Consider the following 12808-nt stretch of genomic DNA (forward strand, 5'->3'; position numbering starts at 1 on the left):
TGTAAGCCAGAAAAGATCAGACATGTTCACCGCTCGTTTTCGAACCGTGAATCACGCCGCTATACGGAAATCAATGGGTCCTGAGCCTAACACGCCGCCCCCATTTTATGCTCCCGCAGGCAGTTTGGTTTGTTCTGACTTCCCTTTCGGAAAATCAGGGCTGATTTGTAGGTCAGACAGCGAAGCTGCCTGTTCCAGCTAATCTGCCACGTGGCGAACGCGGGAGGGGGCGAGGCAACGCTATTCGACAGGGGTGGTGCGGCCCGCAGGCAAAACCGAGGACACGGCCCTGTCTAAAAAGGTTGCCAGAGGGGGAGGGCCGCGCCCTCACCCTGACGGCCAGGGGCGTTTGGCTTGTCCAAATCCCGCTGGCCCACGAAAGGAAGGTGATGGGGAAGAGGGCTTGCCGCTATTTGCGATTGAATCCATCTGTCAAACTTCAAAAAGTAATAGTGGCCACCAGACAGACCTTCGCCGCGTTTGCAGTGCCAAGCACTGCAGATGACTGCTGCGCGCAGAATGCGGACTTTGCAAAGTCTAATGGTGTACGAAGAATGGGCGTTCTCAACATGGCCTGACGCGTTGGTCGATGAAGACTTAGGCGTGTCGCAAATCTGCGGCACTAATACCGCTCCATTGCTTCCAACAATTGTACAACGTCTTGCGCGGTCCGTATCCTTTGGGCGCGTCGCGCCACCGTAAGCCACTGCGATTGATGAAGATAATTCCACTCAGCACGCGCTTATCGCCAACACGAGGCTTGCCGTGGGACTTTGGAAAGAAAGGTGCAGGCCGCGCCATTTGCGCGTCGTTCAACCAGAATAGATCAGACATGTTCACCGCTCGTTTCTTGAATCGTGAAGCTCACAACCAATCGGAAATCAATGGGTCCTGAACCTAAAAGGCTATTGTCCTTGTCAATCCGTCCGAGAATTCGCAATCGACAAACCAGTCATTGCCCGATGAACGCACGGAGACGAATGTCGGACCGTCACCGGCCACCGGCCTTTCAGTTTTCACAACGCAGGAGAACTGATCACCTGCCAAATCGAATGTGAACGTTTCCTGATCGGCAGTGTCCTCCTCCAGGGAATTCGCGAAAGGAAACGGTGCCCACAGCGCGGATGTGTGAACAGATGCAAAACGCGCGACCTGCTGATTTTGTGCGTTGAAGATATCGCCGGTGGCCAGACAGGCGCGATGTTCGTCCCCGGACAGAAACACGATATGTTTGATCTGATTTTTTGCGATATGGTCCAAGACTTCACGCATTGAAGCAAGATAACCGTCCCATCCATCCGAGTGAATGGCGCTGAGGTTGTCGGGGTGCAGCCGGGTGTCCCGCTGAATAGCGCGACGATGTCGTGGCAGAAACATCGATGGCGTCACAATGAATTTTACACCGTTGCCCTGGTCCATCCAGCCTTTGAGATTTGTCATCGCCGACCTATCGGCAAGTTCCGCGTTCGCAAGGTCACCCACAGCCCGCCGCGTTCTGTCGGTTCGGGTATTCAGCAGGAAGAAGCGTGCGTTGCCGTGTTCGAAGTCTTGACGGTTCCAATGCAATCCGTGTTGGTATTTTTTGTATGCGCACATTGCTTCCTTGAACCAATCCGATTGCTTGTCATTCACTCCGGTCCTGGGTTCCCAATTGTCCACGATTTCATGGTCGTCCAGCAACATATAGGATGGTACCGACCGAAGCGCCTTGCGCACCGTTGGGGCTCTTAACCAATTCTCGTACGGGGTCCGGTAGCGGTCGTTGATGTCCCGTGGATCAAACAGACCGGCGGTCGCATCGACATAAACCTGATCTCCGACCAGAAGACTGAAGCGCGGCGGCGTGGCAGAGTTTGCCAGCCGTTCGGCCAGCGTCCCGTAGGAATTGTAGGTCACTGGCTTGTCCAGCAACCCTGCCGGATACTGACACGATCCGAACATAAAGCGCGTTTGCTCATTACCGTCGGGCAATTTCCAATCGGGAATGACACCATCCAGTATGATATCGTCCTGATCCTGAAGCTGATCGAACACCGCATCTGCAACTGCCTGGTTGGACGCGAACTCCAATTCTGATACCGTCACGTCCCGCATGCCGGTATCAGACCTCGGGTCAACTGCAACCCTGTTCACATCCCGTCGACCACGCAGGGTGAGACCCGACCCGTAAGTCTCGTCCGTGGGTCTTGTCAAACTGGCCCCTCGGAGCAGCGACCTTGAAACCGCCTTGCGGGTGTTTACGAACCGTTCGAGATCGAATTCTTCCGGTGCTGCGCGCGTAGGCTTACCGTCACGGCCGAACTTGAACACGTGATCCTGGCGATTGTCGTCTCGTTGAACAAAGTAATATTGGCGGCCCGCAGCCGGCGCCAATACATCGGCCTCGTCATATGCGATCAACACCAATGTGGCGTTGCCCGGTTTTTCAGAATTGAATCCCGGCATGAATTCCTGCTTGGGAACCTCGAAAACGGCCCAGCCGTCCTTCGCGAATTCCTGTTCAGGGTACACAACCATCGACAACAGCAGATAGTCTTCGTCCCAATCATCGGTTTGCGTGTCAGGTCGCAGTATCCGGTCATCTGTTACTTGAACCCGCAACAACACAATGCTTTCAGGTTTTCTATGCGATGGCGCTGCGCCGATCCGCGCAATATAACCCGGCGTCGTGGCGGCCTCAGGAGTCTCAAGTGTCATGACCGGCCCGATCCAGGGGGGATGGACCACTTTATCGGTGTTGCGTTTACCCTTATGGGGCGGCAGGTCCAGGTCCAGGAACGTGCGGATATGTTCAAATGTGGTCAACCTGTCCGCGCCGATCAGAGCGTCCTGGTGCCCTGCGTGCTCGACGATCTCCGGCATAAGATATTGAATCCCGGCGTCATGCAGAATTTTTTTCATTCTGTCGACGGTAACGGGATCAGACAGCCCGTTTTCGCCACCATGCACGCTGAAGGTCGGAATATCACTCCAAGTTGTGTCGAAATTTTCCCGCGAAACCCATTTGTTCCGGCCCCGAAAATCCGTCATCATATCATTTCGGGCATAGTGCAGGGTGGAACTGACAGTCCGAATGCTCAACGCTCCGAAATGTTCGTCTATAAACTCCAGGACTCCGGGGTCCATCTTGGCTGCGTTGAAGTCGCGCCCGTACAGCGCATCCATCCGGTGCCGCGTTCTGGTCCAGGGCGTGCGTTTCCAGGGTATCACGGGGTTTTCGATATCGAACTCATCGACGGGGTATGGCAACGTTGCCAGCACTCGGTCCAGTATGTCGTCCGCCAGGGACCGGGGGTCAGGGCGAAACTGGTAGTTGTCAGGTAGTAGCCCGACCAAATATTTCATGATATAGCCACGCAGAATATTGATCGGGGAAAACACCACAAGGGGTCCAACCTGCGTGAACGCCACGCGCCGGACCTTTGTGAACAGATCATCCGGGCCGGGCGGGTCCGATGCCGAGCCCAGGATCGCCATACTGCACACGACCGTCCCCATACAATGCGCCACCACATCGACCTGCTGCGCCTCGGTGACCTCGATCGCCTTGTTGATCACATAATGAACGTCATTCGCGGCGATCTGGTCGAAACTCCAGGGTACGGTCGCCGTTGTTTCGCGAAAATACGGGCTGGTGCGAAGATCAGCGATCAGAACCTCCCGCCCGCTTTCCCACAGGTGGCTGGCAAAGTTCGGATTGACCGCGTGATGTGCAAATGTGGTGCCACCGGCGCTGTAGCCGTGGAACATGACCACCGGAGGCCTTGTGGCATTTGGGTTGGGGTAGCGGGTGATCCGAACCTTCCCCTCGATTGGGCCAAGCGATTTGTCGAGATCCGGCACTTCGGCCCCAATTTGGCCACCGTCACAAAACACGTCAGCGTTCACGGTTGTACCATCTGACAGCCTGAGTTGATCCGGCGGCGCGAAGTCGATCACCTTGCTGTCATCATTCGTATCCGGAGCCCGGAAACTCCAGATATGAATGCCAAGCAGCAGACGTAAGAAATAGCCGACAAATCCGGTAATGTCCGAAATCGCGGTCATGGCATCCGACTGCTTTGTAATCCGGAACAGCGGAACGCCGATCCGCGCAAGATATACCATATCCAGATTTAGGACACGCGGTCCGCGTCTGTTGAGCCCCGGGAAGTCTTCCAGCGTCACGTCCATCAATTGCCGCCACGGGTTGCCGCGACGGTTGTATGTGAACCGTTTGACACCTCGAATGCGATTTCCGCCAAGTTGAATTTCGGACCCCGAAACTGCGGGACCAATCTTTAATCTGTAAACCAGTTTCCTGACTTCACCGGCCTTGCTGGCGATGGCGATCCCGGATTTGATCCGGCTAAGAAGCCCCGGTCCGGACCCGCCTGTGTGATCTTCGAAGGTCGCCTGGTAGATGTCCCGCAAACCCCGGTTCAGCAACCATGCCTTGCCCGCCCTCCAGATCCGCCCCGTGGGCCAGCTGCTTTCGCGCTCCAGAACTTTGAGGTGGCCGGTCAGTGGCGCGCGAAGGATCGCTATGGCGTCAAGCTCCCGCTCGCGCCACATAGGAGGGCTCCATGTCTTGCTGAGTGGTTCCCAGTCATCCTTCCGGAATATCCGGATTTCGCTTCGGGTCAGCGGGTCCAGTTCGTCCTCGGAAAGAACAAGCGTGCAATCCCCCTGAGCCCCCGGATTCAAGTCCTGAACCGGTTTGGGCTTAAACCGCAACGTCAGCTCGGCAATGTACTGATCTGGTGATCCTCCGTCAGGGGTCAACTCCACAGGTCCGGAAAGACGTTCGATCACCTCGACTTCGGTCGGCTGCGGTGCAGCCGCCCTGTCGGTCTCGCGAAAGACCGGCCGCTCGAAAGGCTGTGTATCGACCGCGACGTCAGGTTTGGCCCCTAACGACCATTGCACCGCCAGTTCCTCGGCCGCGCGCAGGGCCAGTGCGGCAATTGTCAGTGCCGGGTTTGTCCCCAACGCGGTGGGCACGATCGAACCATCCAGAACGACAAGATCATCGTAAACGCTGTTCGAGGTTTCAGACCTGAAGACCTGCCCGAGATGGTTGACCACCCCATGTGTCCCGCTGTCGGCCATGTTCAGACCGCCCAGTGGATGCACGGTTGTAACTGGGCCTGTCTGATCCCCGACCAGAAAATCCATATCCTTGGGCAAGGGCCGCCAGGCAGGATTTGCGATCAACCGCCCTCCCGTGTCGGTGGTCAATTTGGATAATTCGGTTATCTCCTTCTCAAAAATCTCTGGTTCGGCATCGGTCGGCCATCTCATGACGGCGGTGCCATCGACCTCGGTGTCATTCCATTCGACCTTGAATTCAATCGAACCCTGCGCCCCGTCGTCGCCCATAATGGCAAACGCGGCGGTTTTCTTGATGTGTGGCGGCGGCACCGCGTACCCATCGTCGGTCGGAAATCCATCGGAATGGATCGACCTGTCAATGTCTTGCAACCCCTGAAGGGCATTGACAGAACCGAACACCTCATTGAATGCAAGGCGCAACGACGCGGGGACCGAAATTTCTTCGATCAGAATGCCCTTGGCATCCCGCAGATCGATGATGCCGGTGATCGTCGGACCAATAGCGCGCTGAGACGGTTGCACGCTTTCATCGGCTACATTGTTCACAACCGTATCGGTCGCAAAATCCACCGCCAGCATGTCGCCGTTGGTCGAGCATCCCTGCCCAATATTTTTGGCTGAAACAGCCAACCCGCCTTCGCCGGAGCGTTCGAGAATTTCGTTCGATCCCAACGTCCCCGCCGCAAGTATGACCTTGTCGGCCCGGATCTTCACGACCGCACCATCCCTGAGCCGCAGGCTCTTGTCGGTGTAAACCGTGTTGACCACCCAACTGGTGTCGTCCTTCGACACGAAGAGCACGGTTGCGCCGCTGAATATTTCCGCGCCAGCCTGATGGGCAGTCGCCAACAAGCTCAGATCCAGCGATTCCTTGGCTCCGAAATTGCATCCCGTCGCACAATCCCCGCATTGCAGGCATTTATTCAGCCTGACGCCGGCACAATTGACGCGGTCTTTCATGGCAACGGTTATTGCCGCCGACCTGAACGTCGCATGCGGGGCGATATCTTCCAACGCCTGGTGTTTGAGCGGTACTCCGTCGGGGTGGTTGTCGATTTTGTTCGGCACTCCGTCCACATGCGCGCCCAGCTTTTTCATGGCTCTGGTATAGAAAGGTTCCAACGTCGTGAGGTCGGACACTTCCGCAGGCCAGCCATTCTGGAAAACGCCTGGCTTCGGCGTCTCCATGACGCCGGCATTGATCAGGGACCCGCCGCCAACGCCGTTGGCGACGACCGTGTTGACCTCGGGGCCGAGCCGTAAGTCGAACAGCCCCTGCCGGTTCCCGTCCCGCCGAACGTGTTTGGCCAGCTCACCCAGCCCGGTCGGAAACGCGCCAGGCAGATATTCGTTCCCGCGTTCCAGAACCGCAACCTTTGCGGTGTCAGTCCCAATCGTGCGCCCGGCCAGAACCGCCGCGGCCATGGCCCCGCCATAGCCGCTACCGATGATCAGCACATCGAAATGCACGTCGGTGGGATTGGAGCGAACACGATCAACCAGCCTTTCAAATCCTTGCGAAATCCAGGCGGTGCGTGAGACAGAGTCGAAATCAGTCATGGCAAATGGTCCAGCCGGCCCGAATACGGGGAAACCATTCGATAGGCGCTCCGGGCCGTGGAACGCGCCATCGGTGAACCACCGGGGCTGAATGTGGCGGACGACGTTCAATTATGCGTGCCATCCCCCCAGGGCACTTCAATATTGTCACTCTAGCATATCCTGGCGTGAATTTCCCAAGGTCCGGCGGGATGGCGGGTTAAACGGGAAGACCCGCCCGTAAATCCCGCTTTTCGTTTTTAGAGGAAAATGTGCGACAATCCTCGATAAGGCGAGTGCCCAAACGAGCCGGATCAGAGGTTGCGTCGCCTGCGCACTGTCCGGTCAGTTTGGCGTTTGAACAGTGTCCCGACCTCACGGAGATCGGATTTGGACGTTTCATTGCAATCACTTGGCGGTTTACTGCCACTACATCTTCTGCGACAGCTTCATGGCGCCGATGGGGCAAGACCCAGTTTCGTCAGGTTATCCGGTGCGGCATTGCTGATTGATGTGTCGCGGTACACGGCGCTGGTCGAAAGCCTGTCCCATCGCGGCCAGTCCGGGATGGAGCAAATCCCGAAAACGCTGGACCAGCCTTACAGCCTGTGCGTGGAACAGATCGTGTCCCGCGGCGGTGATGTCTATCGCTTTACCGGCGACTCCATTCTGGCCTTTTGGCTGAACACGCCCGGCAATCCGACGCGGGCGGTGCGTGATGCCGCCGCATGCGCCGAGGTCATTTGTCGAAATCCGCGGGCCGGAACCGACACTGATGACAGCTCGGTTCAGCCCGAGTTTCACGCAGGTCTGGGCTGCGGAGATATCTGGATTGCAGCCCTGAGCGGTGACCCCCACTGGCAGCTCCTCGCGGGCGGCAATGCCTGTTCACAGGCATCGGACGCGCTTGGGCGCGCGGGCGCGCGTCAGGTACAACTCTCCGCCGAGGCAAACGCCGCTCTGACGAATAATGACAGCGTTGTGCAAGACGCCGCCGCAACAACCGCGGCAGAGAAAGCCAGCGGTCCGTCCGAAGAATGGGTAAAGGGATTCCTTCCCCCAAGGATATGCCATCTGCTGGAACGACTTCGGGAAAATGCACCTCAGGACGCGGCGGGGCTGGAAAATGCGCTGAGTGCGTTCAGAGCGCTGGCCGAAATTCGTCCCATGACCGTGGTATTCATCCGCGTCTATCTGCGCTCGTCCGATATTTTGGACGTGTTTCCAACCCTGCAGACGCTGTGCCTCGAAATTCAGTCCGAACTCAATCATCGGGACGGTCCGACGGCTGACTTCATCATGGATAAGGATGGGCTGACCTGTCTTGCGGCTTTTGGAGAAACCGGGTCCTTTCATCGCGATGACCCCCAACGGGCGCTGGATTTCGCAATTGCAATCGAAAACGCCGCGCACCGATTGGAACTGAAGGCATCAATCGGCGTGGCAACAGGCGATGTTCTGCACCAGATCGTCGGCAATACCCGTCATTTGGAACCCATCCTCTTTGGCCAGCCGGTCAACCGCGCGGCGCGTCTGATGAACAAGGCGCTGGATGGTGTCCATTGCGATTCCCAAACTCAGAGAGTGACGCGGGATCAATTCAACTTCCAGGAAAGCGAGGCGCTGCAACTGGCCGGTTTGGGGCAACTTGTTCCCGTATTTCGTCCGGTTGAACGTCAAGTTACCAGTCGCAGTCAAACCGGATTGATCGGGCGAGCGGACGAGTTGACCTGGCTTTTGAAAGCTCATGAAGAGGTCAAGTCCGGAGCGAAGAGACTGGTCGCGGTACTTGGGGAACCCGGCATTGGAAAAACCACGCTGATCAATGCGTTCGCGCGCAACTTGAGCATTGAAACAGGTGAAGTCGTTGTTGCACATGCCGAACGGGATGATCGGCGCACGTCGATGCTCGTGTGGCGCAGGGTGTTGGCCGGTCTTCTGAAGATGGATGACGACAATTCGGGACTTGAGGTTTACAATGCCATCCGCGACCGCATTCCCGATGCCTCTGATCTTGCTGACCGTTTGCCTCTGTTGGGTGATCTCCTGGCCGCCGAACAGCCTGAAACTGCAAGTACGCTTCATCTGAAAGGGGCTAACAGAGTCGACGCGGCGATGCGCCTTGTCGGCGAAGTCATCAACGTCTTAGTTCCCCGTCCCTTCACCCTGGTTCTGGAAGACAGCCAGTGGCTCGATTCCGCTTCATGGCGGCTGCTGGAGTGGATTTTTGGGTCTCTAGACTCAATTTTGGTTGTTCTGTGTGTCCGCGTTGGCGAAATGCCGAAGCAGCTCGACTCTTTATACAAGCGCGCGGAAAGAATCGATGCGGGGCTTGGTTCGGAAGAAAATGATCTTGCCTGGTATTTTCGCCCGCTCCAGGTCAGAGAGCTTGACGATGTCTCGGTCAAAAGACTGATGGATCGAATCTTGGATGATGTCCCTCCGCATGACGATGTCGCCCAGAGAATTGCGGAGCTGGCAGGTGGCAATCCGCTTTTTGTGGAAGAAATCACGCTCACGCTGAAGAACCAGGGACTGATTTCGATCCGCGACGGGTGTTGGCAATCAATCCTGCCATTGACCGATCTCGCCTTCTTCGAAGGAGTCGAGAAGGTCATTCGTGAACGGGTTGATCGATTGGATCAGAGATCGCGAAGCGCTCTGGAGGCCGCTTCCGTAGTTGGGCGCTCTTTCGCAATCAAGCCGCTCGAAGCTCTGCTGGGATTTGAACCAACCGATATCATCAATCACCTGACGGACGCTCAGTTAATACGCCGAAGGAAGAACAGAGGGTTCGAGTTCCGTCATGATCAAATCCGAGATGTCGTCTACCAATCGATTCCAAGTGAACGCAGACGAGCGCTGCATAGATCCCTTGCCCTTTTGCTTGAAGCCGAACATCCCGATGCCGAAGGTCGAAACCTTCCCGCCTTGGTCCAGCATTTTGAAGCGGCCGGGCTTGCAGATCATGCGGTCAAATATGCAGATATCGCCGCCACAAATGCGCTGCGTACCGGAGCCTATCGCGAGGTTGAATCCTTCATTTCAATTTGTCTGGAACACAAACCGCATCGACGCGGCCGGAGGCAAAATGACCAATTGAGATTAGTTCGTTGGCGCCGACAACTTGCGGAAGCACATTATGGTCGCGGAGATATTCAGGCCCAGGGCAAAGCGATCCGGCAAGCACTGGATGCGGCCGGGGAAAAAATACCGAATACCAAGATCTCGACTGTCTTTTGCCTCGTTGAACGAGGTTTTCGCATAGTTGCGCGTCAATATTTGCCGCTGTCCCGCAATTATGTTGTGACATCAAAAAAGTCGGATTGGGATGGCGAAATAGCGCGCTGTCTGAACCAGGCCGCAACGGTAGATTATTTCGAACTGCGCTTCGTCCAGGGAATGTGCAACCTTCTGGGCGCTGTTAACCGGTCAGAGAATACGGGAATTTCGGTAGAAACCGTGTTGTCCAACTGCCAACTCGCCGCTGGTCTGGGCATGATGGGTTGGCGGACCCTGAATGCCAGGCTGATGAATCGTGCGGAACAAGTAGCGATTAAGCTGGACGATCCGTCTTTGCATGCACACGTATGTACCTTGGATGCCCTTTGGCGGCTAGGTTTCTGCGAATGGGATAAAGTCGACGAACGGCTTGAGATGGCGCAGGCTCTTGCCGTGAAATCAGGGGATCAGTTGCGATGGTGTAACGCACAGGGAATTCGTTTCTGGTCGCAATATTATCGAGGCAATCTGAGCGCCTTGGAAGAAACCGCATATCTGTTGCTGCTGAGGGCCCAGAATGCCGGCAATATCCAGCAGGAAGTTTGGGCACTGAGGTGCAAGGCCCTTTGCCTTCTGCATATCGAGAGGCCGCGCGAAGCTGTGGATATTTTGCGCTTAACCACGTCCGGCATGTCTGGCTCTGTTGATTTGGCGGCCCAGATTTCTGCCGTAGGCGCCCTAGCGCTGGCGCTTACGCGCATCGGGAACCAATCGGAAGGTTTTGATGCCGCCGCTGCGACCCTGAAACTGCTGGACAAGATGCGCCGACCGTCATCTCACAGTGTAATTGTCGGTATTTCCAGCGTGCTGGAAGTGCTTCTGCGCGGGCGCGAAACGGGGTTTTCCGATCGGTACGAAGACTGGAACAGTCTGGAAAAAAGCGCTCTGTCCAAAATGGAAGACTACAGCAAAGCCTTTTCTGTCGGAAAAGCGCAGCTTGGTATGTGGCGGGGCACAAGTCACAGGCTGGATGGAAAATACAACCTTGCCATGGCCGAATGGGCGCAGGCGAAGCAGTGGGCAGATACGCATGAGTTGCGCAAGGACTCGGCTTTGATCGCTGCGGAAATCAGGCGGTGGCAGAACGATAGACAGGAATTCTGATACGGGGCGCTGATGCCATGCAGACCACCCTACATGCTGGACTAGTAGTGCTTGATGTATGGGTCAGAATTGAATGACGTGATTCATGGATTTGTTGAGGTTTCGGCTGCTGATTGAGTCATAGCGTCAGTGATGCTCCACACTTAAGAAAGTGGCGATGCGTGAAAAACACAATAAAAACGAATGCTTGACTTGACTCTGATGCGCCTAAATTTTTGGCAATCCCTTAACAATCGAAATCCCGCAACATTTCCCGCAACATGTCAGCTCTCTTTGTTGTCTTAGTTGCGTTTTGTGATTGGGTGGCTTTGTTGCACAACTCAGGTTCTGGCCGCAGGTCCCCTTTTCCTGGACGAACTTATCCGAGGGGTTCTGTGACGGGTACGCCGAGAGCGGTGTAGCGGTTCAGGACGGCGACGCGTACCTGGATTTCGGCAACCTGTCGGTCGAAGCCCCTCGCCATGAGATTCTGACCTAGCAGTTTCATACAATGCATCTTGGTCTCGACACGGCTTCGGCGGTGGTAGCCGACATACTATGACCTGCCCCCCGAGGCTCCCTCGTTCGTAGCGAGAGTCTGCGTTTCTGGTTTTCATAGTTCTGTTCGTCGGTTTGGACAAGCGTGTAAGGCGCGGCAAACAACCGTCTGACAGTTTGAGCCACCAACAGCTCGATGCTTTTTCCTGGGCGGAAATTCGCGCTGTTGTAGGCCAGTGCGGGGGCTTCTATTACTGAACGATAGCTTCACGTTCAGTACGGCAAGCGCTTTTGAGAGAAGATCATGACTGACACCATCATTGCGCGGCGAGCGAGCGGCGTTCCCGGGAATTATTCTCGGAGCATTGTGGGTGTCGGCAAAGCGATATCAACGCAAGAATGGCTTCGCAGCACACCCCAATTACTCCAGATAGGTTTTGAACCATTCAATTGTGCGGTCCCAGGCCAGGTTTGCCATTTCCTCGTCATAGCGTGGCGTGCTGTCATTATGAAAACCGTGGTTGGCGTTTTCGTAGATATAGGCCTCGTATACCTTGTCGTTGGCCTGCAGGGCGGCCTCAAAATCTGGCCAGCCCGCGTTGATGCGTTCGTCAAGCTCTCCCATCTGAACAAGCAACGGCGCCTGAATTTTGGCCACATCCTCGGCCGCTGGCTGGCGCCCGTAGAACGGGACACCAGCGGCCAGTTCGGGATAGGCTACGGCAATTGCGCTGACCACACCGCCGCCGTAGCAGAAACCAACAGCGCCGACCTTTCCAGTGCAATCATCTCGGTTCAATAGGTATTCAAATCCATTGAAGAAATCGTTCATCAATTCGACTTGGTCCACTGTCTTTTGCAGCTCGCGCCCATCCGCGTCGTTGCCTGGGTATCCTCCCACTGACGTCAGACCGTCGGGGGCCAGTGCCATAAACCCGGCCTTCGCCAATCGGCGCGCCACATCTTCGATGTAGGGGTTAAGGCCGCGGTTTTCGTGGATTACCAATACCGCGGGCAGGGGCTCTTCAACGCCGGCGGGTCGGACAAGGTAGCCGCGAACATCACCGGTTCCATTCGGTGAAGGGTAGGTGATGTAGTCCGCGTGGATATCGGGATCGTTGAACGACACTTGCTGAGCCATCGCGTAGTTCGGGCTGAGCATGTTCAGCAGCGCGACCGCTGTCACGCCGCCGACCGCGAACTTGCCGGCGCGATCCAGGAATTGGCGCTTGGTGATCTTGCCGTGCGCGTAAAAGTCATACAGGTCCAGAAGCTCCTGGTCGAAGTCTTTTGCCGTCATGCGAGTCATTGT

At 56.2% G+C, this 12808-nt stretch carries 3 protein-coding genes and 2 pseudogenes; 1 reads left to right on the forward strand and 4 read right to left on the reverse strand.

The window, feature by feature from the left end:
• Positions 1 to 630: 630 nt before the first annotated feature.
• Positions 631 to 834 (reverse strand): annotated as a pseudogene (locus ACR1XY_RS21250) (transposase); the annotation flags it as partial.
• Positions 835 to 897: 63 nt separating this feature from the next.
• A complete protein-coding gene (locus tag ACR1XY_RS21255; protein ID WP_480596231.1) occupies positions 898 to 6654 on the reverse strand; it encodes an alkaline phosphatase D family protein in 5757 nt (1918 codons plus the stop codon).
• Between the two features lie 591 nt (positions 6655 to 7245).
• Between ACR1XY_RS21255 and ACR1XY_RS21260 the strand changes: the two genes are divergently transcribed.
• Positions 7246 to 11019 (forward strand): AAA family ATPase, encoded by a 3774-nt coding sequence (locus ACR1XY_RS21260; RefSeq protein WP_480596233.1) that lies wholly within the window; start codon positions 7246 to 7248, stop codon positions 11017 to 11019.
• A 358-nt stretch (positions 11020 to 11377) separates the two neighbouring features.
• Here the strand turns inward: ACR1XY_RS21260 and ACR1XY_RS21265 are convergent.
• A pseudogene (locus ACR1XY_RS21265) lies at positions 11378 to 11548 on the reverse strand (IS5/IS1182 family transposase); the annotation flags it as partial.
• A 369-nt stretch (positions 11549 to 11917) separates the two neighbouring features.
• Positions 11918 to 12805, reverse strand: a complete 888-nt coding sequence (gene yghX / locus ACR1XY_RS21270) for a YghX family hydrolase (protein ID WP_480596235.1) — start codon at positions 12803 to 12805, stop codon at positions 11918 to 11920.
• Positions 12806 to 12808 lie beyond the last annotated feature (3 nt).

It is taken from the genome of Ruegeria sp. AD11(2025) (assembly GCF_056542405.1).